The organism is Herbaspirillum sp. DW155, from assembly GCF_037076565.1.
Taxonomy (GTDB): Bacteria; Pseudomonadota; Gammaproteobacteria; order Burkholderiales; family Burkholderiaceae_D; genus Herbaspirillum.
Genome location: NZ_AP029028.1, coordinates 1,875,379 through 1,898,900, shown reverse-complemented (window position 1 = coordinate 1,898,900; position 23,522 = coordinate 1,875,379). Strand labels below are relative to the sequence as shown.

Below are 23,522 nucleotides of genomic sequence, written 5' to 3'. Positions count from 1 at the left end.
TCTCTGAAGAAGGCCGCTCGCCCTGGCGGATCGAAGCCTTGCTTGTTGCCGCGACGGGCGCGGGCCCGTCACAGGAATGCGGCCGGCGGCGCGCATGACCGCGCCGCCGGCCGGGTACTGCCGCCTTACTTGGTCAGCTCGATGTTCTCGAACTCGAAGGCCTGGTCAGGCATCACGTAGACACCCTTGAGGTTCTTGTTGCGGGCATAGAGCAGCTTTTCGGTGACCAGGAAGGCCCACGGTGCGTCCTTCCAGATTTCCTGCTGGGCATCCTTGTAGAGCGCTTCCTTGTCCTTGCGATCGGTCAGGGTCAGGGCCTTGGCGATGTCGGCATCCACCTTGTCGTTCTTGTAGTAGGCGGTGTTGTACAGACGCGGCGGGAAAGCCTCGGAAGCCAGCAGCGGACGCAGGGCCCAATCGGCTTCACCGGTGGAGGACGACCAGCCGATGTAGAGCAGACGCACCGGGGCGGTGGCCGGGTCTTGCCAGCTTTCCACGCGTTCCACGCGCTGGCCTGCCTCCAGGGCCTGGATCTTGGCCTTGATGCCGACCTGCGCCAGTTGCTGCTGCAGGAACTGGATGATCTTCACGGCGGTGCTGTGCGTGTAAGCCGACCACAGTTCGGTTTCGAAGCCGTTCGGATAGCCGGCTTCGGCCAGCAGCGCCTTGGCCTTCTTCGGGTCATACGGCCACGGACCGGTCTTGAAGGCGTAATCCACGCCTTGCGGCACCACGCCATCCATCGGGGTGGCATAGCCATTGAAGGCCACCTTCACCAGCGCCTGCTTGTTGATGGCGTAGTTGATGGCTTCGCGCACCTTCGGATTGTCGAAGGGCTTCTGCCTGGTGTTCATCGACATGTAGCGCTGGATGATCGAGGGTGCGGCGATCACATCCAGGTTGGGCTTGCTCTTCAACAGGTCGGCCTGTTCGTAGGGCAGCGGATAGGTGAACTGCGCCTCGCCGGTCTGCATCACGGCCGCGCGGGCGTTGTTGTCGACCACTGGTTTCCAGATGATTTCATCGACCTTGGGATAGCCCTTCTTCCAGTAGCCGTCGAATTTCTCGACCTTCACGTAATCGGTCTGTTTCCATTCCACGAACTTGAAGGGACCGGTACCGACCGGGTGGAAGGCGATGTCCTTGTTGCCGTACTGCTTCAGGGCAGCGGGCGAAATCATTACCGCCGAGGGGTGGGCCAGCACGTTGATGAAGGCCGAGAACGGTTCCTTCAGGACGATCTTGACGGTGTAGTCGTTCAGGATCTCGGTCTTGGCGATGCGGTTGAAGAGGTTGTAGCGTTTGAGCTTGTTGTCCGGGTTGGTCACACGGTCGAAGACGGCCTTGACGGCATCGGCCTTGAAGTCGGTGCCATCCTGGAACTTCACGCCCTGCTTCAGGCGGATGGTGTATTCCAGGCCATCCTTGCTGACCAGGTAGCCTTCGGCCAGCACCGGCACCAGCTTCATGTCCTTGTCGAAACCGAACAGGCCCTGATAGAAGGACTTGGCCATGGACAGCGAGAGCGTGTCGTTGGCGTCATAGGGATCCATCGTGGTGAAGGTCGAATACACCGCCAGCGTCACGGTCTTGGCCGCGAATGCATGCGCTGCGGCGAACTGCAGCGTGGTACCCAGGGCAGCGACAGCCAGCCATTTGGCAGCCGATACACCCTTTTGAGTTGCTGTTGTAGACATGTGGTCTCTCCTGATCAGTAAAGCGAGGTTGGTACGACGTAGTTGAGTTTTACTGCGCTGACTGCATTTTGGTACGACATGAAAACAGGCCGCCGCTCAGAAAGCGCCGGCAATACGGTGCTGGGCCACGAAGTGCCCCGGAGCCACTTCCCGCAATGGCTCCACCCTGGGCTCATCGCCCACCAGCCGGATCGGGCTGGGAATTTCATCGGTCATCAGTTTCTTGCCCGGCTGGCGCAGGGTCGGGTCGGCCACCGGCACGGCCGCCATCAGCTTGCGCGTATACGGGTGCTGGGGATTCTCGAAGATGGCGCGGCGCGGACCGATCTCCACGATCTGCCCCAGGTACATCACCGCCACCCGATGGCTGATGCGCTCCACCACGGCCATGTCGTGCGAGATGAAGATGAAGGAGATGCCCAGCTCGGCCTGCAGGTCCAGCATCAGGTTGACGATCTGAGCCTGGATCGAAACGTCCAGCGCCGATACCGATTCATCGGCGATGACGATCTTGGGATTGAGCGCCAGTGCGCGCGCGATGCAGATGCGCTGGCGCTGTCCACCGGAGAATTCATGCGGATAGCGCTGGCCGTGCTCGGGCGTGAGACCCACGCGCGTGAGCAGCGCATCGACACGTTCCTGTGCGCCCTCCTTCATGCCGTGGACCAGCATCGGTTCCATGATGGAATAGCCGACCGTCATGCGGGGGTCCAGCGAGGCGAACGGATCCTGGAAGATGAACTGGATGTCGCGACGCAACTGGCGCAGTTCCGAATGCGGCAATTGCGCCAGGTCGCACCCGCCGAATTCGACGTGGCCGCCAGCGATGTCGACCAGGCGCAGCAGCGAGCGGCCCGTGGTGGACTTGCCGCAACCGGACTCGCCGACGATGGCCAGGGTCTCGCCCGCATACAGATCGAAACTCACCTTCTCGACCGCATGCACGCGCTGCCTGACGCGACCGAAGATGCCGCTCTTGACGTCGAAGCGCGTGGTCAGGTCGCGTACCTTGAGGATGGGCTGACGCTGGGCGGCAATTTCCGCCTGGGCCTGCAGTTCGCTGGCGATCAGGTCGGGACGTACCTCGGCCTGCGGCACGATGCCAAAGCGCAGCGGCTTGTCGGTGCCGCGCATGGAACCCAGGCGCGGCACGGCGGCCAGCAGCGATTGCGTGTAGGGATGGGCGGGCGCGGCAAAGAGTTGCCTGACCTCGTTCTCTTCCACCTTCTCGCCACGGCACATCACCACCACGCGGTCGGCCACTTCGGCCACCACGCCCATGTCGTGGGTGATGAAGATGACGCCCATCTGCATCTCCTGCTGCAGCGAGCGGATCAGTTGCAGGATCTGCGCCTGGATGGTCACATCGAGCGCCGTGGTCGGTTCGTCGGCGATCAGCAGCGAAGGCTTGCAGGACAGCGCCATGGCGATCATCACGCGCTGGCGCATACCGCCGGAAAGCTGGTGCGGATGGCGGCCCAGCACGCGCCTGGCTTCCGGAATGCGCACCATCTCCAGCATGCGCAGCGCTTCAGCCTGGGCGGCCGCGCGGCTCATGCCCTGGTGCAGGCGGATCGATTCGGCGATCTGTTCGCCGACGGTGAAGACCGGATTGAGCGAGGTCATCGGTTCCTGGAAGATCATGGCGATCTCCGCGCCCCGGATGCTGCGCATGGTAGCGTTATCAGCCTGGGCCAGATCCAGGATCTGGCCGCTGCGGCGCTGGAACTGCAGGCTGCCGCTGGCGATCTTGCCGCCGCCATGTTCGATCAGACGCATGATGGCCAGCGAGGACACCGACTTGCCCGAGCCCGACTCCCCTACGATGGCCAGGGTCTCGCCCTGGTTGACGTGGAAGGACAGGTCGCGCACCGCATCGACGGTGCGCTCGGAAGTAGCAAAGCGCACGTTGAGGTGACTGACGTCGAGCACGCGTTGGGACTGTTGCATCTTGATTCTCTCCTGCTCGGCCGCTTCAGGCCGGTGCTGCGTAAATGGCGGTGACCGGGGCCAGTTCGCCACGGCCATAGGCGCGGTACATGCCTTCGGTATTGAAGGGCAAGGCCAGGTTGCCGTGGGCGTCGATGGCGATCACGCCACCGCGTCCGCCGACCTTGGGCAGGGTCTCGAAGACCACGGCGCGGCTGGCTTCTTCCAGCGACTGGCCGGCATAGGCCATGCGCGCGCCGATGTCGTAGCAGGCGGCGGTGCGCATGAAGGCTTCGCCGGTGCCGGTGGCCGACACGGCCACGGTGGCGTTGTTGGCGTAGCAGCCGGCCCCGATGATGGGAGAATCGCCCACGCGGCCGGGTTGCTTGTTGGTGATGCCACCGGTCGAGGTGGCGGCGGCGAGGTTGCCGAACTGGTCCAGCGCGACGGCGCCGACGGTGCCGAACTTGTGATCGGGGTCGATGGGTTCCCTGGGCCCGGCGGACTTTTCCGCGAAGGCGAACGAGGAAGCATCATGATCCAGCATCGCACGCGACTGGCCGCGCACGCGCAGCCATTGCTCGTGGCGCGCATCGGTATGGAAATAGTCCGGCTCGACGGTCACCGCACCATGGCGCGCGGCGAAGGCTTCGGCGGCGGGGCCGACCAGCAGCACGTGCTCACTGTGTTCCATCACCTTGCGCGCAGCCAGGATGGGGTTGCGCAGATGGGTCACACAGGCCACCGCGCCCGAGGCGAGGTCGGCCCCATTCATGACGCAGGCGTCCAGTTCATGCTTGCCTTCGCTGGTATAGACCGCGCCGTGGCCGGCGTTGAAGAGCGGACAGTCTTCCAGCAGGCGCACCGCTTCGGTGACGGCTTCCAGTGCCGAGCCGCCGGCGTTGAGCACGGCCTGGCCGGCGGCCACGATGTCGGCCAGCGCCTGGTGATAGCGGGCTTCGTCATCGGCCGAGAGGGATGCGCGCGTGATGGTGCCTGCGCCGCCGTGGATGGCAATTACCGGAGTGGTCATGCGTTGGTCTTTCCTTTGGTGGATGCGCGTTTGGGGGCAGTGCGGACGGGCTGGCCGACCGGCGTGGTGCCTGCACGCTGTGGCTGCTGGGCCAGATACAGCCAGGGCAGCACGAATTCGGCCATCTGCGTGGCGGCCTGTACCGAGCGGCGCGCACGGTGCGCCACCGCATCGCACAGCGCCTGGATCAGGATCAGCGCAGCGGCGTCCGAGGTCGGCGAGAGCCGGCCATCGGTCTGGGCATACAGGGTGACGTCGGCCAATGGCACCAGCGGAGAGCCCGGCGTATCGGTCAGGGCCAGCACCCGCGCGCCCTTCTCCACCGCGCGCTGGGTCAGCCATACGGTGTCGGCGGCATAGCGCGGAAACACCATCGAGATCACCAGGTCATCGCTGTCGAGCTTGAAGAACTGGCGCGCCGCCTGCGATGGGCCACCGGCCATCGCCACCGAATTGACGCTGCGCACATAGGGTTCCAGCGTATGGGCCATCAGGCCCGAGAGATAAGCCGAGGCGCCAAAGCCGGTGATGAAGACGCGCTGCGCCGAGAGGATCATGTCGACCGCCTGCTCGCAGTGCTCGGGCGTGAGCATGCGGCGGGTCGCCTGGATGTTGGCGATGTCGCTGTCGAAGGCGGCGGCCATGATCTCGGCACTGGTGGCGGTGCGCTGCACCTGCTCGCGCAGCTTTTCCACGGGCGCCAGGGTGGTGGCGAAATCCGAGACCAGCGCCGCACGGAAGGAGGCATAACCGTCGAAGCCCAGCGCATGGGCGAAGCGGTTGGCGGTGGCTACCGAGATGCCGGCTGCTTCCGAGAGTTCATCGATGGTCATGGTGGCGGCGCGGAAGGGATTGCCCAGCACGTAATCCGCCGTCTTGCGGTGCGACTTGGACAATTGCGGATACAGCTTGCCCACGGCCTGCGCTACCGCACCGGCTCCTTGCAAACTGATGTTCTTCGGTTGTTGTTTCACCGCCCGCTACCCCGTCTTCATTGAACTCTGCCGCTGCGCAAAAAAAAGAGATGAATCATTTAAATGATTTAAGTCATTTACCTCATCCGCTGCCGCGACCGCCCTCTTTATCACCCGACGAGACTGATCAATCCCACCCCGTCCCGCCGAAAAAATGTAAATATATTTTCATTTTCCCGGCGAGTAAAGAAAAAATACTTTCAAAAAACAAATATCGATATAACGCACCAGAAGCACGCGATTGCCCGCATGAAATGCACCAGATGTGCGCCAGTTGCAGGAAGATTCATGGCGCGGCGCACCAAAAATGACGGCAGGAGCGGCGCCCCGAAGACGATAAAATAGGCCCCTTCCCTCCGCCCTGCCCGCTCATGAATATCCGCTTTCTTGAAACCTTCGTCTGGCTGGCCCGGCTGCGCAATTTCCGCCTCACGGCCGAGCGCCTGCACACCACGCAGGCTGCGGTTTCCAGCCGCATCGCCTCGCTCGAACAGGACTTCGGCGTGCGCCTGTTCGACCGCAGCGCGCGCGAGGTGGCGCTGACCGCCGATGGCAGCAAGGCGCTGGTGTATGCCGAGCGCATGGTCAAGCTCATGCGCGAGATGAAGGACGACATGTCCGACCGCGAAGTCTTTGCCGGCGTCATCCGCATCGGCGTGATCGAGTCCATCGTGCACAGCTGGTTTCCGGATTTCCTCGGACGCCTGCACAAGGCCTTTCCGCGCCTGCAGATCGAGATCGTCAGCGACACCACCATCCACCTGCACGAGCAGTTCAGCAAGAGCAATCTCGATCTGGTGCTGCAGGCCGAACCGGTGATCGGGCCGCAGGTCAGCAACATCGCGCTGTGCGAATTTCCGATGCGCTGGGTCGGCAGCCCCAAGCTCGACATCGGCAGCGAGACGCTCTCGCTGGCGGACCTGGCGGCCTTCCCCATCATCAGCTTCGCCCGCAATTCCGGACCGCATGCGGTGATCGAACGACTGTTCTCGGGCAGCGAGCGGGCCGAACGCACGCTGCACATCAATTGCATCGCCTCCGTGGCCACCATGATCCGGCTGGCCACCGATGGCTTCGGCATCACGGCCGTGCCACCGGCCATCATCCAGCGCGAACTCAACGAAGAAAGTCTGCACCTGCTGCGGGTGGATACCGAGTTCCCGGCGCTGGCCCTGATCGCCTGCTTCCGCGCGGATCATGAGAACCCGTTGACCGAAACCGTGGCCCGCATCGCGCAGGAAACGGCGTCCGACTTCGCACTCAATTGGGGCCAGGAGATTGCGCGACTGCCCGTCCCGCCCGGCTGAGATCGCCCGTCCTCCCGCCTGCACGCTGTGCTGCGCGCCGATGAGCGGCCACGCGGGGACAGCACCATCCTGAAGCAAATGGCGCCCCGCTTTTGCTCATAAGATTTTTCAATCAACGCTGCTCAGATTTTCTTGTTGGACAGCGCCCGCCCTGCCTCTCCATACTGAATTCAGACCGGCGCCTTCGGGCTGGCTGCAGTGCTGGTCCTTGCAGCCACGCCGGTCCCATCCATGCAGAACACAACACGGCGCCGTCACGCGGACGCCGGCCACACCTGAGGAGGTTTTCCATGTCCTGTTCCCCATCGGCTACCGCCAGCGCGGCGCTGCCCGCCAACGCTGCCGCCAGCCTGGACGCCACCTACGGCAAGATCGCCTGGCGCCTGATTCCTTTCCTGGTCTTCCTGTTCGTGCTGGCCTGGATCGATCGTGTCAACGTCGGCTTCGCCAAGCTGCAGATGCTGCAGGACCTGCAATTCTCCGAAGCGGTGTATGGCCTGGGCGCGGGCATCTTCTTCATCGGTTATTTCCTCTTCGAGGTGCCCAGCAATCTCCTGCTGGAAAAGATCGGCGCCCGCAAGACGCTGGCGCGCATCACCATCCTCTGGGGCCTGGCCTCGATGGCCATGGCCTACGTCTCCACACCGACGAGTTTCTACGTGCTGCGCTTTTTGCTCGGCATCTTCGAGGCCGGCTTCTTCCCGGGCGTGGTGCTCTACCTGACCTACTGGTTCCCGGCCCAGCGCCGTGCCCGTGTCAACGGTCTCTTCATGACCTCGTTCGCCATCGCCGGTGCGGTCGGTGGTCCCATTGCCGGGCTCATCATGAGCAGCATGGAAGGCGTGGGCCATCTGGCCAACTGGCAGTGGCTCTTCATCATCGAAGGCATCCCCTCCATCCTGGCGGGCTTCGCCGTGCTGGCCTTGCTGCCGGAAAACCCGGCCAATGCCAAGTGGCTCACCGATGCTGAAAAAACCGCCGTCACCCAATCCCTGGCCGCCGAGAACAGCGCAGCGGGCAAACATGTCTCCTTCAAGGAGGCCTGTGCCAATTACCGCGTCTGGATCTGCGCGGCCGTGTATTTCTGCGTGGTCAGCGGCAATGCCACCATCGCCTTCTGGGCGCCGTCCATCATCAAGGAAATCGGCGTGAAGGGTAATCTGCAGATCGGCCTGATCTCCGCCATCCCCTTCGTGGCCGGCACGCTGGCGATGATCTGGAACGGCTTTCACTCCGACAAGACCGGCGAGCGTCGCCTGCACAGTGCCATCGCCACCCTCATCGCCTGCATCGGCCTGATCGCCACCGGCATGACGCTGGGCAATGCGACGCTGGCCCTGTGCGCGCTGACCCTGGCGGCCATCGGCATCCTGGCGGCGTTCCCGGTGTTCTGGTCGATTCCCGCCGCCTTCCTGGCGGGCACCGCAGCGGCCGGCGGCATCGCCCTCATCAACTCCATCGGCAACCTCGCCGGCTTCGTGGCCCCTTACATGATCGGGGCATTGAAGACCAGCACCGGGTCGCTCTCCTCTGGCCTGTACTTCGTAGCCGCACTGGAGTTCCTCGCGAGCTTCCTGGTGGTGATGTTCGTCAAGAAGCACTGATCTTTCCCCCTGGCTGGCCGCATCCCCGGCCCGCCTCTGCTGACTCACCCTGTAGGAACAGAAACTCATGAAGCTGACCTTTACCCTCCCCGATCAATCCACCCTCCAGACCGACATCCACACCCTGGTCATCGCCGGCTGGGCCGGCCGCGACATGGCGGCCATCGAACATCACATCGAAGAACTGGAAGCCCTGGGCATCTCGCGTCCCAGCGCGGTGCCGCTGTTCTACCGCGTCTCGGCCAACCAGCTCTCGCAAGCCGCGCAGGTGCAGGTGCTGGGCGAGGCCTCGTCCGGCGAAGTGGAGACCTTCGTGTTCAACAGCGGTGGCGAACTGTATGTCTCGATTGCCTCCGACCACACCGACCGCAAGCTGGAAGCGCACAGCGTGGCCTTCTCCAAGCAGGCGTGCGTGAAGCCCGTGGGCAGCAGCGCATGGAAGCTGTCGGAGGTGGCCGGGTACTGGGATGAACTGGTGATCCGCTCCTGGATCGAGGAAGACGGCGCCACCCGGCTCTATCAGGAAGGCACGCTGGCTTCGCTGCGCACGCCGGACGACCTGATCGCACGCTTCACGCAAGGCGGCGCCACCCTGCCCGAGGGTTGCGGCATGACCTGCGGCACGGTGGCTGCCATCGGCGGCATCCGCCCTGCGGCGTCCTTCACGATGGAATTGTTCGACCCGCGCCGCCAACGCGCTCTGCGTCACCATTACGTGGCCGAGTCGCTGGCCGAAGTGGCCTGATAAGCAGCCTGATAAGCGACCTGATTCCACGGGGCGACCCAGCCGGGCCGCCCATGCGTCTTTGTTGGATGCGCGAGGCAATGCGATACTTGCGCATCTGCGAATTTGTCATCCGACCACAGCGACTTCCTCCTATGCCCAGCACACTTTCCCAACTGGCCGCCGACCTCGATGCCGGCCGCATCACTTCCCAGCAACTGACCGAACAAGCCCTGGCCCGCATCGCCGATCCGGCGGGCGAAGGCGCGCGCGTCTTCACCAGCGTCTATGCGGACCAGGCGCGCGCGGCCGCCCGCGCTTCCGACACCCTGCGCGCGGCCAAACTGTACCGGTCGCCGCTGGAAGGTGTACCGGTCTCGGTCAAGGATCTGTTTGACGTGGCGGGCGAAACTACCCTGGCCGGTTCGGTCGTGCTGCGCGGCAAGCCCGCCGCCACCGCCCATGCGGCCGTGGTGCAGAACCTGCTCAAGGCCGGCGCCATCGTCATCGGCAAGACCAACATGACCGAGTTCGCCTACTCGGGCCTGGGCATCAATCCGCATTACGGCACCCCGCAAAACATCTGGGAGCGCAACGTCGAAGGCGGCCGTATTCCCGGTGGTTCCTCGTCCGGCGCGGCCATCTCGGTCACCGATGGCATGGCCTTTGCGGCCGTGGGCTCGGACACGGGCGGCTCGGTGCGCATCCCCTCGGCGCTGAACGGCCTGACCGGTTTCAAGCCAACGGCGGCGCGGGTGTCCATGCAAGGTGTACTGCCACTGTCCGCTTATCTGGACTCGATTGGCCCGCTGGCTGTATCGGTAGAATGCTGCGCCATCATGGATGCTGTACTGGCCGGTGAAGACTATGTGTCCGTCGTCGCCCATCCCCTGCGCGGCCTGCGCCTGCTGGCCCCGACCAACATCGTCAGGGATGGCATGGACGAGACCGTCGCCCAGGCTTACCACGCCGCGCTCAACAAGCTCGCCACGGCCGGCGCCGTGATCGTCGAGGAAGAAGTGCCGGCCTTCAACGCCCTGGCCGCCATCAATGCCAAGGGCGGCTTCACTGCGGCCGAAGCCTACGCCTGGCACCGCGCCCTGATCGCCGAGAACGCGGCCGGCTACGACCAGCGCGTGGTCTCGCGCATCCTGCGCGGCAAGGACATGAGCGCGGCCGACCTGCTGGACGTGCTGCATGCCCGCCCGCGCTGGATCGCCGAGGTCAACGCGCAACTGGCCGGCTACGATGCGCTGGTCATGCCCACCCTGCCCATCGTGGCGCCGCGCATTGCCGAACTGCAAGCCAGCGACGACGCCTACTACGCGGCCAACGGCAAGATGCTGCGCAATCCCACGCTGATCAACTTCCTCGATGGCTGCGCGGTCTCGCTGCCCTGCCATGAGCCCGGCAGCGCGCCGGTCGGGCTGTCGTTGGCGGCAGCCGGGGGCGAGGACAAGCGCCTGCTCTCGATTGCCCTGGCAGTGGAAGGACTGCTGGCCGCCTGATCCGCTCATTTGCCCCTCTGACAAGGCTTGCGTACGCGCAAGCCTTTTTTGTGCGCGTTTTTAGCCGCATTTACACGCTGTTACCGACAAGTACTGTCCGACAGGGAACATTCCGGCGCGCCGGACGCCGAATCCACGGAATTTTCATTAGAATGCGCCTTTGCAGCGCAGGATGGCCCCCCGGCGGGCGCCTGCGCTGGATGAACAGACAACAATCCTCCGGCATCAGCCACGACCACTCATCTGCATGGCAACCAAAAAAACAACCCCGTCCGATTACAGTGAATCATCGATCCGTGTCCTCAAGGGACTGGAGCCGGTCAAGCAGCGTCCGGGCATGTACACGCGCACCGAGAATCCGCTGCACATCCTCCAGGAAGTGATCGACAACGCCTCCGACGAAGCGCTGGGCGGCTACGGCAAGAGCATCATCGTCACCATCAACGGCGACGGCAGCGTCAGCGTCGAGGACGATGGACGCGGCATTCCGGTCGGCCTGCACCCGGAAGAAAAAGTCCCGACCGTCGAGATCGTCTTCACCCGCCTGCACGCGGGCGGCAAGTTCGACAAGGGTTCCGGCGGTGCGTATGCCTTCTCGGGCGGCCTGCACGGCGTGGGCGTCTCGGTCACCAATGCCCTGGCCACGCGCCTGGAAATCACGGTCTGGCGCGAGGGCGGCGTGCACACGCTGGCCTTCTCGGGCGGCGATGTCATCGAGAAACTGAAGTCGCGCCCCGCCACCCGCGAGGACAAGAAATCCGGCACCCGCGTCACCGTCTGGCCCGATGCCAAATATTTCGACTCGGCCACCATTCCGCTGGGCGAGCTGCAGCGCCTGCTGCGCTCCAAGGCGGTGCTGCTGCCGGGCGTGAAGGTCACGCTGATCAACGCCAAGACCGGCGATACCCAGAGCTGGCAATACGACCAGGGCCTGCGCGGCTACCTCATGGAGCAACTGGCCCAGACCGGCAGCGGCGAAACATTGATCCCGCTGTTTGAAGGCGAACAGTTCGCCGGCAAGGATGCCGAAGGCTTCGCCGAAGGCGAAGGCGCCTCGTGGGTGGTGGCCTGGACCGAGGAAGGCGCGGTGGTGCGCGAATCCTACGTCAACCTGATCCCCACCTCCAATGGCGGCACCCACGAATCGGGCCTGCGCGAGGGTCTGTTCTCGGCGGTCAAGAGTTTTGCGGAGATGCATTCGCTGCTGCCCAAGGGCGTCAAACTGCTGGCCGAAGACGTGTTTGCGCGCGTCTCCTTCGTGCTCTCGGCCAAGGTGCTGGACCCGCAATTCCAGGGCCAGATCAAGGAACGCCTGAACTCGCGCGACGCCGTGCGCCTGGTGGCTGGCTTCTCGCGTCCGGCGCTGGAGCTGTGGCTGAACCAGCACGTGGACTACGGCAAGAAGCTGGCCGAGCTGGTCATCAAGCAGGCCCAGAGCCGCCTGCGCTCGGCGCAAAAGGTCGAGAAGAAGAAATCTTCAGGCGTGGCCGTGCTGCCCGGCAAGCTGACCGATTGCGAATCCTCGGATGTGACGCGTAACGAACTTTTCCTGGTCGAGGGCGACTCCGCTGGTGGCTCCGCCAAGATGGGCCGGGACAAGGAATTTCAGGCCATCCTGCCGCTGCGCGGCAAGGTCTTGAACGCCTGGGAAACCGAACGCGACCGCCTCTTCGCCAACAATGAAATCCACGATATCGCGGTGGCCATCGGCGTCGATCCGCATGGCATCAACGACACGCCGGACCTGTCCGGCCTGCGCTACGGCAAGATCTGCATCCTGTCCGACGCGGACGTGGACGGCTCGCACATCCAGGTGCTGCTGCTGACGCTGTTCTTCCGTCACTTCCCCAAGCTGATCGAGAAGGGCCACATCTGCGTGGCACGCCCACCGCTCTATCGCGTGGATGCCCCGGCACGCGGCAAGAAGCCGGTGCAGAAGCTCTATGCCCTGGACGATGGCGAACTCGAAGCCATCGAAGACAAGCTGCGCAAGGATGGCTTGAAGGAAGGCGCCTGGAGCATTTCGCGCTTCAAGGGCCTGGGCGAGATGAATGCCGAACAGTTGTGGGAAACCACCATGAACCCGGACACCCGACGCCTGTTGCCGATCAGCTTTGGCGAACCCGGCGTGCAGACTTCCGAAGAGCGCTTCAACATGCTCATGGGCAAGGGCGAAGCGGCCTCCCGCCGCGCCTGGATCGAAGAGCACGGCAACGAAGCCGAAGCGGACATCTGACATGCGCCGCGCCGCGTTCCTGCCTGCCCGCGTGTTCGCCACCGCCCTCCTGGGCGGCCTGACACTGCTGTGCACTGGACCGGTACAGTCGCAACAAGTGGTCCGGTACACCGATGCCGATGGTGTACAGCACATGCGGGTGGAAGCAGCAGACAGTGGCAAGGACAGTACCGGTACGGTTGCGGGCGCAAAGAAGTCCAAGACCATTGTGTACCGGTACACCGATGCCGATGGCGCGGTCCACTTCTATGCGCAGAATCTCGACGACCCGGACAAGCTCATGGCCAGCAGTGCATCGCTGCTCAATCATCCGGGCAGCAAGGAAGCGGTGACGCCGGCCGATCCGCCTTTCGTCAAGACCATGCTGGCCCATCGCGATGCGCGCAAGTACGACAGCCTGCTCACCGAAGCGGCCAGCGAATTCGGTCTGGATGCGGCGCTGTTGAAGGCCGTGATGACGGCCGAGTCCGGCTTCAATGCCACGGCCGTCTCCAGCAAGGGCGCGGTGGGCCTGATGCAGATCCTGCCCGACACGGCCGAGCGCTATGGCCTGCAAGGCGACCGCCGCAAGACCCTGCACCAGAAGCTGACCGACCCGAAGATCAACATCCGCCTGGCTGCGCGCTACCTGCGCGACCTCATGGCGATGTTCCCGCAGCATGTGGAACTGGCCATCGCGTCGTACAACGCCGGTGAAGGCGCGGTGCAGAAGTATGGCAACAAGATCCCGCCCTATCCCGAGACCCAGGGCTATGTGCGGCTGGTGTCGCGTTTCTATGAACTGTATCGCCCGCCCGGTGCGCTGCGCCTGGCTTCCGGCGAGCGCGCCGCCGCTGCCGGTAACGGCGGCAATGCGCGCCTGAAGGTGACGCTGCCGCCGCGCGAAGCGGCCATCAACGATTAACCAAGTCAAACCGAACACAACAAGACAAGCTCCATGACCGATCAACCGACCCTGTTTGACCAAGCTCCGGCGACGCCCGATGGCGAATCGCTGACGCTCTCCACCTTCGCCGAACGCGCCTATCTCGATTACGCGATCTCGGTGGTCAAGGGCCGCGCCCTGCCTGATGTCGCCGATGGCCAGAAGCCGGTGCAGCGCCGCATCCTCTACGCGATGAATGAACTGGCGCTCAACGCCGCAGCCAAGCCGCGCAAGTCCGCCGCCGTGGTCGGCGACGTGCTGGGCAAGCTGCACCCGCACGGCGACCAGTCGGTGTATGACGCGCTGGTGCGCATGGCGCAGGATTTCTCGCTGCGCTATCCCCTGATCGACGGCCACGGCAACTTCGGTTCACGCGATGGCGACGGTGCCGCGGCGATGCGCTACACCGAAGCGCGCCTGACGCCCATCAGCAAGTTGCTGCTCGATGAAATCGACATGGGCACGGTGGAGTTCCAGCCCAACTACGATGGCTCCACCGAAGAGCCGCGCCTCTTGCCGGCGCGCCTGCCCTTCCTGCTCTTGAACGGCGCCTCCGGCATTGCGGTGGGCATGGCCACTGAAATCCCCTCGCACAACCTGACCGAAGTGGCGAGGGCCGCCGTGGCGATGATCCGCAATCCCAAGATCACGCATGCCGAGCTGATGGAGCTGATCCCCGGCCCGGACTTCCCCGGTGGCGGCCAGATCATCACCCCGAAGTCGACCATCGCAGAGATGTACCAGAGCGGCCGTGGCAGCCTGAAGGTGCGCGCGCGCTGGAAGATCGAAGACCTGGCGCGCGGCCAGTGGCAGGCGGTCATTACTGAACTGCCGCCGGGCGTCTCCTCGCAGCGCGTGCTGGAAGAAATCGAAGAACTGACCAATCCCAAGCTCAAACTCGGCAAGAAGTCGCTCACGCCCGAACAGCAGGCGCAGAAGACCGCCATCCTCGGCCTGCTCGACGCCGTGCGCGACGAGTCCGGCCGCGAAGCACCGGTGCGCCTGGTCTTCGAGCCCAAGTCCAAGAACCAGGACCAGACCGAGTTCATGAACACGCTTCTGGCGCAGACCTCGCTGGAGACCAGTGCCTCGCTGAATCTGGTGATGATCGGCGGCGATGGACGTCCGCGCCAGAAGAACCTGACCGATATCCTTACCGAGTGGATCAGCTTCCGTTTCGAGACGGTGACGCGCCGCACGCAGTTCCGCATGCAGAAGGTCAACGACCGCATCCACATCCTGGAAGGCCGCGAAGCGGTGCTGTTGAACATCGACAAAGTGATCCGGATCATCCGCGAATCCGACGAACCGAAGCCGGCCCTGATCGCCGCCTTCAAGCTCTCCGACCGCCAGGCCGAAGACATCCTGGAAATCCGCCTGCGCCAGCTGGCGCGACTGGAAGCCATCAAGATCCAGCAGGAACTGGCCGAGCTGCGCAGCGAGAAGACCACGCTGCAGGACCTGCTGGACAATCCTTCTTCGATGAAGAAGCTGGTCATCAAGGAAATCGAAGGCGACGCCAAGACCTATGGCGACGCCCGACGCACCATCATCGAAGAAGCCGAGCGTGCCACCTTCGAGCAGAAGGTGATCGATGAACCGGTGACGGTGATCATTTCGCAGAAGGGCTGGGTACGCGCGCGCACCGGTCATGGCCACGATGCGACGCAATTCACCTTCAAGGCCGGTGACAGCCTGTATGGTGCCTTCGAATGCCGCACCGTGGACAACCTGCTGGCCTTCGGCTCCAACGGCCGGGTCTACACGATTGCGGTCAATGCGCTGCCCAATGCGCGCGGTGATGGTGTGCCTGTCACGACGCTGATCGAGCTGGCCAGCGGCAGCAGCATCCAGCATTACTTTGCCGGTCCGGCCGATACCACCTTGCTGCTGGCCTCTGATGCGGCGGCCGGTTTCATCGCCAAGGCGTCCGACATGTTTGGACGCGTCAAGGGGGGCAAGAGTTTCTTCACGCTGGACGAAGGTGCGCTGCCGCTGGCCCCCAGCGTGGTGGCCGCTGACGCCAGCGCCGTGGCTTGCGTCTCGGCAAACGGCCGTCTGCTGGTGTTTGGCCTGGACGAGATGAAAACCCTCTCCTCCGGTGGCCGTGGCGTGAACCTGATGGAGCTGGAGAAGAACGAGAAGCTGGTCGCCGCCCAGGCCATCAGCCAGAAGGGTGTGGTGGTTTATGGCACCGGCAACATGAGCAAGCCCAAGGAAATTGCCTTGAGCGGCGAGAAGCTGCTGGCGCATGTGGGCAAGCGCGCACGCAAGGGACGCGTGCTGGAGTCGCGCATCAAGGCGACGGGATTGCGCTCGCAAGGCTGACGCCGGTTCCTCTTCACTGTGAGATCGCCCCCTGTGCAGTTTGACAGGGGGCGATTTTTTTGATGGCTGGCACAACTGATTGCTTCATGGGCAAGGGGCGTTCGAAGCATTTCAAATGCGGGATGGATTATCGGAAAAATGGAAGCGGAGGCAAACATGAATAAGGTCAAGGCAGCGGTTTCCCATCATGAACGGGAAATCGCCGAGCTCCGGGCGAACCATGCTCTGGCAGTCGAATATCTGAAGGCATCCATGGAATCACTGGAGGCCCCGAACGATCGCGTAGCGGGGTTGTTGGCACTGCTGGCAGTACTCAAGACCGTCGGCATGCGGTTGTCAGTCGAACCCGAACGCGAGCTTCATGCCTGAGTTTTCAGTGCTCTCGATCCCTCGTGGCTGAGCAAAAGAGCTTGCTTCAGCCTATCGCCACCGACACCCGATACACCAACACCCCCAGCAATCCAAACGCCCCCGCCAGCATGCAATACGGCGCCCACGCGCGGGCGCGCATGCCATAGCCGATCAGGAGCAGCGCAATGCTGATGACGGGTATCCAGGTGGATGGGCTGTTGAAATCCATGATGCTTGCTCCTTGTCGATGACATCGCTAATCAACCATCTCCTTGCGCGGGCGCTGTCTCTGCACACCCGCGCCGCCATCACGCCATCTGGCTGATGGTCTTCCTGAACCGGCCCAGTGCAGCTACAAACAGGACCAGGCCAATTCCCAGGATGGCCAGCAGTTGCGGCCAGATCACTTCCAGGCCAGCGCCCCGGTACAGTATGGCCTGCCCCGCCGCGACAAAATGCGTGGTCGGGGCGGCCAGCATGATGTCCTGTACCGGTACAGGCATGCTCTCACGCGGCGTGGAGCCGCCCGACAGCAGTTGCAGCGGCAACAGCACCAGTACGGCGAGCATGCCGAACTGCGGCATCGAGCGCGCCAGCGTGGCCATGAAGATGCCCATCGAGGTGGTGGCAAACAGATGCAGCACCGTCACCAGCATGAACAGCGCCAGCGAGCCTTCAATAGGCACCTGCAGTGCCCAGCGCACGATCAGCAGCAGCGAAGCCAGTGCCGCCAGGGCGACCACCGATCCCATCGCCCACACCTTGGCCAGCATGATCTCGGCCGGACTGACCGGCATCACCAGCAGGTGTTCGATGGTGCCGTGCTCGCGCTCGCGGATGAGTGCGGCACCGGTCAGGATGATGGAGAGCATGGTGACGTTGTTGATGATCTCCATGAGCGAACCGAACCAGGATTGCTCCAGGTTGGGATTGAAGCGCATGCGCAAGGCCAGACCCACCGGCGCAGTGCCGGCGGCCTCGCTACGACGCACGAACTGCGTGACCTCGCTGGTGACCATCTGCTGGATGTAGCTGTTGCCGGTGAAGGCCTGGCTCATGCGCGTGGCATCCACGTTCAGTTGCACCGCCGGGGCGCGCCCGGCCAGCACGTCGCGCTGGAAGTCGGCCGGGATGTCGAGCACGAAGGTGTAGTCGCCCGCATCCAGCCCGGCATCCGCCTCGCGCGCCGTAACCAGGCTGGCAGCCTTGAAATGCGGCGGATAGAACAGCGACGCAATGCGCGCCGACAACGGTGAGCCATCGTTGTCGACGATGGCGATGGCGGCGTTGTGCAGGCTCTCCGGCATGGCCGTGGCGGCGACATAGATGGACAGCGTAAAGGTGTAGGCGATCAACACCAGCATGGCCGGATCGCGCAGCAGGCTCCACAGCTCCTTGATGCCGAGGCGGAAGATATTGGACAGGCTGGCAGGAGCGCGGCGCATCTCACTGCTCCTGCTTCTTCAACAGCAGCACCGAGAAGCCCAGGATCGCGGGCGCCGCCACCACCAGCGGCCAGAACGAAGCCCCCAGGTCCCCCACCGCAAGCGCCTTGCTGAACACGCCGCGGCTGATGGTGAGGAAATGCGTGGCCGGATAGATCTGCCCGACCAGCGCCCCCATGCCTTCGAGCGAGGAGACCGGATTCAGGAGTCCGGCAAACTGCACGCAGGGAATGATGGTGCCGATCATAGTCACGAACAGCGCTGCGATCTGGCTGCGGGTAAAGGTCGAGGCCAGCAGGCCCAAGCCGGTGGAGCAGATCACGAAGATCAGCGCGGCCAGCGTCAGCGTGAAGAGACTGCCCTTGACCGGCACCCCGAACACGGTCACCGCCAACACCGTGAGCATGGCGAAATTGAGCATGCCCAGCAGCAGATAAGGCAGTTGCTTGCCCAGCAGAAATTCGGTGCGCGTGACGGGCGTCACGTAGAGATTGAGGATGGAGCCCAACTCCTTCTCGCGCACTACCGACAGGGCTGTCAGCATCGCGGGAATCATCATCAGCAGCAACGGAATGATGGCCGGCACCATCGCCGGCAGGCTCTTCACATCCGGGTTGTAGCGATAGCGCGTCTCGATGGTGGCGGCCTGGCCCACGCGCTGTCCGAGCCGGTGCGTGGCCATGTCGGCCAGCCACAGCTGATGCATGCCCTGCACGTAGCCGCGCACGGTCTCGGCGCGCGTGGGCATGGCGCCATCGACCCAGGCCCCCACTTCCACCGGTTTGCCGCGCGCAATATCGCGGGCAAAACCGGGCGGGATTTCAATGGCCAGCGAAATCTCGCCGCTGCGCATGCGGCGGTCCAGGTCCTGGTAATCGCTGATGGGCGGACGCTCGATGAAGTAGCGCGAGCCCGAGAGGTTGAGCGCATAGTTCTGGCTCAGGCCGGTCTGGTCGCGGTCGAGCACGGCATAGCTGAGGTTTTCCACGTCCAGGTTGATGCCATAGCCGATGATGAACATCAGGATCACCGTACCCAGCAAGGCCAGCGTGGCGCGTACCGGGTCGCGCCGCAACTCCAGGCTCTCGCGCTGGCTGTAGCTCAGCGCCCGGCCCAGGCTGGTGCGCAGGCGTCCGGGGCGTAGCGCAAGGCCCGCAGGACGGCGGTTTGGAGCCGATGTGAGCTTTGCTTCAGGTGCGGGCGGATTCACGCCCTTGGCCGCCGCCTCTTCCAGATAGGCGATGAAGGCTTGTTCCAGAGTTGAGGCACCGCGCTGCCGGATCAGTTCGTCGGGGGTGGCGCTGACCAGCACGCGGCCCGCATGCATGAGCGAGATGCGGTCGCAGCGCTGGGCCTCGTTCATGAAGTGGGTGGAGATGAAGATGGTCACCTGGTCGCGCCGCGCCAGGTCGATCATCAGTTGCCAGAACAGGTCGCGCGCAATCGGGTCCACGCCCGAGGTCGGTTCATCCAGGATCAGCAGCTCCGGCTTGTGCACCATGGCCACGGCCAGCGAGAGCCGTTGGCGGATGCCCAGGGGCAGGCTCTCGGGCAGGCTGTCCATCACCTCCAGCAGGCCGAAGCGCTGCGCCATCTCCTCGGTGCGCGCAGCGATCTGCTCAGGCGGCACACGGTACAGACGCGCATGCAGGACCAGGTTCTGGCGCACGCTCAGTTCGCCATAGAGTGAAAAGGCCTGCGACATGTAGCCCACGCGGGCGCGGGTAGCCATGTCGCGTGGATCGACGGTCTGGCCGAACAGCCAGGCCTGGCCTTCGCTGGCGGGCAAGAGGCCGGTCAGCATCTTCATGGTGGTGGACTTGCCACAACCGTTAGAGCCGAGAAAACCGAAGATCTCGCCGCGCCGGATGCGGAAGTCCACATGGTCCACCGCCATGAAGTCGCCAAAGCGCATGGTCAGGCCGCGCGCTTCGATGGCGATGTCGGCCTCGCGCGCCGGGTCCAGCGGGCTCACCTGCACCGGCTGGTGGCCGCGCCGCTTGTCCGGTGGCAGCAAGGCGATGAAGGCCTCTTCCAGCGAAGCGGTGCCGGTGCGGGCGTGCAGTTCGGCGGGGGTGCCGGTGGCCAGGACCTGACCATCGTCCATCGCCACCAGGAAATCGAAGCGGTCGGCTTCTTCCATGTAGGCGGTGGCGACGATGACGCTCATGCCGGGTCGCTGCTGGCGGATATGCGCGATCAGCTCCCAGAACTGCGCACGCGAGAGCGGATCGACACCGGTGGTGGGCTCGTCCAGGATCAGCAGATCGGGATCATGGATCAGCGAACAGCACAGCCCCAGCTTCTGCTTCATGCCGCCGGAGAGCTTGCCGGCAGGCCGTGTCAGGAAGGGCGCCAGGCCGGTGCCGGTGGTGAGCGTATCGATGCGGCTGCGGCGTTCCTGCGCGGACTGGCCGAACAGGCGGCCGAAGAATTGCAGGTTTTCTTCCACGGAGAGCGTGGGATAGAGATTCTTGCCCAGCCCTTGCGGCATGTAGGCGATGCGCGGGCAAACCTGTTCGCGGTGCCCCGCGCGGCGCATGTCGCCGCCCAGCACCTCCACCGCGCCCTGCTGCAAGGCGCGCGCACCGGCCACCAGCGACAGGAGGCTGGATTTGCCCACGCCATCGGGCCCGATCAGGCCGACCATGCAGCCGACCGGGATCTCCAGCGATACCGCCTGCAAAGCCGGCTTGCTGCCATAGTGCAGCGACACGCCCGACAGGCGCGCCACCGGGCCCTGGCCGAGCGGCTCCTTCATCGCGGAACCTTCACCGCCAGCGTGGCCGGCCAGTCGCGGGCCTCATCGGTGCGTATCCAGGCCACGCCCGGCAGGCCGGTCTTGACCAGCGTCAGATGCTGACGCAGCAGCGCCGGATCAATCTGCGCCTTGACGCGAAACATCAGCTTCTGCCGCTCGCTGGCCGTTTCCACTGTCTTGGGGGTGAACTGGGCGGTGCTGGCGACGAAGGAAATCCGCGCCGGGATCACGTACTGCGGCGCTGCATCGAGCACGATGCGAGCCTCGCCGCCCAGCGCCAGCCGGCCGGCCACGGCCTCGGGCACGAAGAAGGTCATGTAGACGTCGCTCAGGTCGACCAGGTTGAGCAGCTTGCCGCCACTGCCCAGCACTTCACCCGGCTGGGCGATGCGATATTGCACGCGGCCGGCACGCGGCGCGGTGAGCGTGCTGTCATCGATGTCGACCTTGATGCGCTGGACCGTGGCCACGGCGGCAGTCACCGTGGCGCGTGCACCGCTGACCTGGGTGCGCGCGGCGGTCACGGCGGCTTGCATGCCCGCGACGCGGGCACGGTCATCGTCCACTTCCTGCAAGGACGATGCGCCCTCCTTGACCAGCACTTCGGAGCGCGCCAGCCGGCGCCGCGCTGCATCGAGTTCACTCTCGCGCTGGGCCGCCTGGGCCAGGGCGGCCTGATGGTCGCTCTCGCGCACGGCTACCTGGGCTTCGGCACTGGCCACGGCCGAGACCGCTTGCTGCTGGCGTGCCTGCGCTTCGTCGCGCTGGGCCTCCAGCGACAGCACCTGCATGCGCGCCAGCGGCTGGCCGGCGCTGACGAAATCGCCTTCGTTGACGAGGATGGTATCGACCCGGCCACCCAGCTTGGTGGCCACATCCACCTCGGTGGCTTCGATGCGGCCATTGCCGCTGGCGAAGCCCTCGCCGGGGCCGCTCTGGTGCAGGCGCAGCCAGGCGTAGGCCGCACCGCCGGCAAGGATGACGGCCAAGGCAGCGGCCAGCAAAGGTTTCTTGGCGTGAGGGAGCGTCATGGTCGAGGTCCGGAAGAAAGGGGGAAGGCCGTGGCCGCATTGCTGTCGCCACCCAGCGCCGCATACAGCGCCACGGCCGAAGACAGCAAGGCGCGCCGGATCTGTACGCGCTGCTGGCGGGCGCTCAGCAGGTCGCGCTGGGCATCGAGCACGTCGAGGAAAGGTGCGGCGCCGTTGTCATAACGCAGCGTGGACAGGCGCGCCCGCTCGGCCTGGACCTGCTCGGCCGTCTCGGCAATGGCCAGCTGGCGGGTCAGCCACTGGCGGGCGGCCAGGGCATCGGCGACGTCGCGGAAGGCGGCTTGCACGGTCTTCTCGTAATTGGCCACGGCCAGATCGCGCCGCACCTCGGCCAGGTCCAGGTTGTTGCGCAGGCGGCCCGCCGTGAAGATCGGCAGCGAGATGCTGGGCGAGAAGCTCCAGGCATGGCTGCCGTCGCGGAACAGTCCGTTCAGTTCGGCGCTGGCGGTGCCAAGGCTGCCGGTCAGCGAGATGCTGGGGAAGAAGGCGGCACGCGCGGCGCCGATGTTGGCATTGGCGGCCTGCAGGCGATGCTCGGCGGCGGCGATATCCGGGCGGCGCGTGAGCAATAGCGAAGGCGTACCGGCTGCGATATCGGGGAAGACGGTATCCAGAGCAGTGCGCGCCCGGCCGACCGACAGCTCCACCGGAGCGCCGACCAGCAGCGTCAAGGCATTCAGGCGCTGTGCGCGCTGCTGTTCCAGTTGTGCGCCCAGCGCCTGGGCCTGGGTCAGCAGGGTTTCGATCTGGGTCAGGTTCAGGCGCGAAGTGGCCCCGACCTCAACCCGGCGCGCAAAGATGCGATAGCTCTCCTGGCGGCTGGCGATGGTATCGCGGGCAATGGCCAGGCGCTCATCGATCTCGGCCAGTTCCAGCCAGGCATCGGCCACCTGGGCCACCAGGCTCAGCGCAGCGGCGCGGCGCGTGGCTTCGCTGGCCAGGGCGCTTTGCAGGGCAGCGTCGTCGAGGCTACGCAGGCGGCCCCACAGGTCCAGTTCCCAGGTGCTCAAACCCAGTCCGGCCTGATAGGCGCTGCCCACCAGCGGACGGCCGGTCAGGTTGAGATCGGCCGGGGTGCGCGAGCGGTCCACGCCCGCCTGGGCGCCGATGGCGGGAAACAGATCGGCGCGCTGGATACCATAAAGCGCCCTCGCCTCCTCGACCCGCAGGGCGGCAACGCGCAGGTCGCGGTTGTTGGCCAATGCCTGGGTGATGAGGGCCTGCAGTTGCGGATCGCGGAAATACACTTGCCAGACCAGTGCCGGTGCAAGCGCATCGGCTGCATCGGCCTGTTGCGGATAGCGTGCGGCCACCGGCGCGGCGGGACGCTGGTAATCCGGCGCCATCGACTGGCAGGCCGCCAGCATCAGGGGCAAGGCCGCCAACAATGGACGCCAGTGACGCAAGGCACGCAAAGGACGGACTCGCAGTGAGGGCTCGCACATCGTGATTCTCGGCAGTGGCAGGAAATGTGGCGACAAAATGCTTCGCCTTGTGTGTCCACATTATGAAGAGCCGTGCTGAAAACCTGATTGATGTACGTCAGGTTACTGACTGATGAGTCGGTAATTTGGGGGAGGCGTTACCGCACACCGGCGCTGCGCGGCGCAAAGGACGGGCAACAGAAGGAGCAATGGTGAAGGGAAAT

17 protein-coding genes are annotated in these 23,522 nt (G+C 64.6%); 8 read left to right on the top strand and 9 right to left on the bottom strand.

The genetic code is table 11. The features are described 5' to 3' along the window. Positions 1–125 precede the first annotated feature (125 nt). From gsiB to AACH55_RS08540, 4 genes are all read right to left on the bottom strand, one after another. Positions 126–1,697 carry a glutathione ABC transporter substrate-binding protein GsiB gene (gsiB, locus tag AACH55_RS08555; protein WP_338719008.1) on the bottom strand — a complete coding sequence of 524 codons (1,572 nt, stop codon included), beginning with the start codon at positions 1,695–1,697 and terminating at the stop codon, positions 126–128. A 96-nt stretch (positions 1,698–1,793) separates the two neighbouring features. Further along, positions 1,794–3,647, bottom strand: coding sequence for a dipeptide ABC transporter ATP-binding protein (locus AACH55_RS08550; protein ID WP_338719007.1), 1,854 nt, complete (start codon positions 3,645–3,647; stop codon positions 1,794–1,796). Positions 3,648–3,672: 25 nt separating this feature from the next. Next, positions 3,673–4,659 (bottom strand): isoaspartyl peptidase/L-asparaginase, encoded by a 987-nt coding sequence (locus AACH55_RS08545; RefSeq protein ID WP_338719006.1) that lies wholly within the window; start codon positions 4,657–4,659, stop codon positions 3,673–3,675. Continuing rightward, positions 4,656–5,633 carry a MurR/RpiR family transcriptional regulator gene (locus tag AACH55_RS08540; protein WP_338719005.1) on the bottom strand — a complete coding sequence of 326 codons (978 nt, stop codon included), beginning with the start codon at positions 5,631–5,633 and terminating at the stop codon, positions 4,656–4,658. Before AACH55_RS08540 ends, AACH55_RS08545 begins: the two co-directional genes overlap by 4 nt. A gap of 371 nt (positions 5,634–6,004) precedes the next feature. On the opposite strand from AACH55_RS08540, the gene AACH55_RS08535 reads away from it, so the two are divergent. From AACH55_RS08535 to AACH55_RS08500, 8 genes are all read left to right on the top strand, one after another. Next, positions 6,005–6,940: a LysR family transcriptional regulator gene (locus tag AACH55_RS08535; protein WP_338719004.1), complete on the top strand. Its 936-nt coding sequence runs from the start codon at positions 6,005–6,007 to the stop codon at positions 6,938–6,940. A gap of 290 nt (positions 6,941–7,230) precedes the next feature. After that, positions 7,231–8,544 carry an MFS transporter gene (locus AACH55_RS08530; protein WP_338719003.1) on the top strand — a complete coding sequence of 438 codons (1,314 nt, stop codon included), beginning with the start codon at positions 7,231–7,233 and terminating at the stop codon, positions 8,542–8,544. Positions 8,545–8,611: 67 nt separating this feature from the next. Continuing rightward, positions 8,612–9,289 (top strand): DUF2848 domain-containing protein, encoded by a 678-nt coding sequence (locus tag AACH55_RS08525; protein WP_338719002.1) that lies wholly within the window; start codon positions 8,612–8,614, stop codon positions 9,287–9,289. 134 nt (positions 9,290–9,423) lie between these two features. Then, complete coding sequence (locus tag AACH55_RS08520) at positions 9,424–10,776, top strand: amidase (protein WP_338719001.1); 1,353 nt, start codon at positions 9,424–9,426, stop codon at positions 10,774–10,776. A 247-nt stretch (positions 10,777–11,023) separates the two neighbouring features. Next, on the top strand, positions 11,024–13,012 hold the full coding sequence (locus AACH55_RS08515; protein ID WP_338719000.1) for a DNA topoisomerase IV subunit B: 1,989 nt from the start codon (positions 11,024–11,026) through the stop codon (positions 13,010–13,012). Between the two features lies 1 nt (position 13,013). Next, complete coding sequence (locus AACH55_RS08510; RefSeq protein WP_338718999.1) at positions 13,014–13,916, top strand: lytic transglycosylase domain-containing protein; 903 nt, start codon at positions 13,014–13,016, stop codon at positions 13,914–13,916. A gap of 33 nt (positions 13,917–13,949) precedes the next feature. Beyond that, positions 13,950–16,265 (top strand): DNA topoisomerase IV subunit A, encoded by a 2,316-nt coding sequence (gene parC, locus AACH55_RS08505; protein WP_338718998.1) that lies wholly within the window; start codon positions 13,950–13,952, stop codon positions 16,263–16,265. A 156-nt stretch (positions 16,266–16,421) separates the two neighbouring features. Beyond that, a complete protein-coding gene (locus AACH55_RS08500; RefSeq protein ID WP_338718997.1) occupies positions 16,422–16,634 on the top strand; it encodes a hypothetical protein in 213 nt (70 codons plus the stop codon). 46 nt (positions 16,635–16,680) lie between these two features. On the opposite strand, the gene AACH55_RS08495 is transcribed toward AACH55_RS08500, so the two are convergent. The 5 genes from AACH55_RS08495 to AACH55_RS08475 form a co-directional block, all read right to left on the bottom strand. Continuing rightward, positions 16,681–16,845 carry a hypothetical protein gene (locus tag AACH55_RS08495; RefSeq protein ID WP_338718996.1) on the bottom strand — a complete coding sequence of 55 codons (165 nt, stop codon included), beginning with the start codon at positions 16,843–16,845 and terminating at the stop codon, positions 16,681–16,683. A 79-nt stretch (positions 16,846–16,924) separates the two neighbouring features. Beyond that, a complete protein-coding gene (locus tag AACH55_RS08490) occupies positions 16,925–18,061 on the bottom strand; it encodes an ABC transporter permease (RefSeq protein ID WP_338718995.1) in 1,137 nt (378 codons plus the stop codon). A 1-nt stretch (position 18,062) separates the two neighbouring features. Then, complete coding sequence (gene rbbA, locus AACH55_RS08485; RefSeq protein WP_338718994.1) at positions 18,063–20,822, bottom strand: ribosome-associated ATPase/putative transporter RbbA; 2,760 nt, start codon at positions 20,820–20,822, stop codon at positions 18,063–18,065. Beyond that, a complete protein-coding gene (locus AACH55_RS08480; RefSeq protein ID WP_338718993.1) occupies positions 20,819–21,853 on the bottom strand; it encodes an HlyD family efflux transporter periplasmic adaptor subunit in 1,035 nt (344 codons plus the stop codon). Before AACH55_RS08480 ends, rbbA begins: the two co-directional genes overlap by 4 nt. After that, positions 21,850–23,319 carry an efflux transporter outer membrane subunit gene (locus AACH55_RS08475; protein WP_338718992.1) on the bottom strand — a complete coding sequence of 490 codons (1,470 nt, stop codon included), beginning with the start codon at positions 23,317–23,319 and terminating at the stop codon, positions 21,850–21,852. The genes AACH55_RS08480 and AACH55_RS08475 overlap by 4 nt, the downstream gene beginning before the upstream one ends. Positions 23,320–23,522 lie beyond the last annotated feature (203 nt).

Coding starts and splice junctions, on each gene's coding strand:
- gsiB (WP_338719008.1), bottom strand. CDS start 1,697: ATGTCTACAACAGCAACTCAAAAGGGTGTATCGGCTGCCAAATGGCTG.
- AACH55_RS08550 (WP_338719007.1), bottom strand. CDS start 3,647: ATGCAACAGTCCCAACGCGTGCTCGACGTCAGTCACCTCAACGTGCGC.
- AACH55_RS08545 (WP_338719006.1), bottom strand. CDS start 4,659: ATGACCACTCCGGTAATTGCCATCCACGGCGGCGCAGGCACCATCACG.
- AACH55_RS08535 (WP_338719004.1), top strand. CDS start 6,005: ATGAATATCCGCTTTCTTGAAACCTTCGTCTGGCTGGCCCGGCTGCGC.
- AACH55_RS08530 (WP_338719003.1), top strand. CDS start 7,231: ATGTCCTGTTCCCCATCGGCTACCGCCAGCGCGGCGCTGCCCGCCAAC.
- AACH55_RS08525 (WP_338719002.1), top strand. CDS start 8,612: ATGAAGCTGACCTTTACCCTCCCCGATCAATCCACCCTCCAGACCGAC.
- AACH55_RS08520 (WP_338719001.1), top strand. CDS start 9,424: ATGCCCAGCACACTTTCCCAACTGGCCGCCGACCTCGATGCCGGCCGC.
- AACH55_RS08515 (WP_338719000.1), top strand. CDS start 11,024: ATGGCAACCAAAAAAACAACCCCGTCCGATTACAGTGAATCATCGATC.
- AACH55_RS08510 (WP_338718999.1), top strand. CDS start 13,014: ATGCGCCGCGCCGCGTTCCTGCCTGCCCGCGTGTTCGCCACCGCCCTC.
- parC (WP_338718998.1), top strand. CDS start 13,950: ATGACCGATCAACCGACCCTGTTTGACCAAGCTCCGGCGACGCCCGAT.
- AACH55_RS08500 (WP_338718997.1), top strand. CDS start 16,422: ATGAATAAGGTCAAGGCAGCGGTTTCCCATCATGAACGGGAAATCGCC.
- AACH55_RS08495 (WP_338718996.1), bottom strand. CDS start 16,845: ATGGATTTCAACAGCCCATCCACCTGGATACCCGTCATCAGCATTGCG.
- AACH55_RS08490 (WP_338718995.1), bottom strand. CDS start 18,061: ATGCGCCGCGCTCCTGCCAGCCTGTCCAATATCTTCCGCCTCGGCATC.
- rbbA (WP_338718994.1), bottom strand. CDS start 20,822: ATGAAGGAGCCGCTCGGCCAGGGCCCGGTGGCGCGCCTGTCGGGCGTG.
- AACH55_RS08480 (WP_338718993.1), bottom strand. CDS start 21,853: ATGACGCTCCCTCACGCCAAGAAACCTTTGCTGGCCGCTGCCTTGGCC.
- AACH55_RS08475 (WP_338718992.1), bottom strand. CDS start 23,319: ATGTGCGAGCCCTCACTGCGAGTCCGTCCTTTGCGTGCCTTGCGTCAC.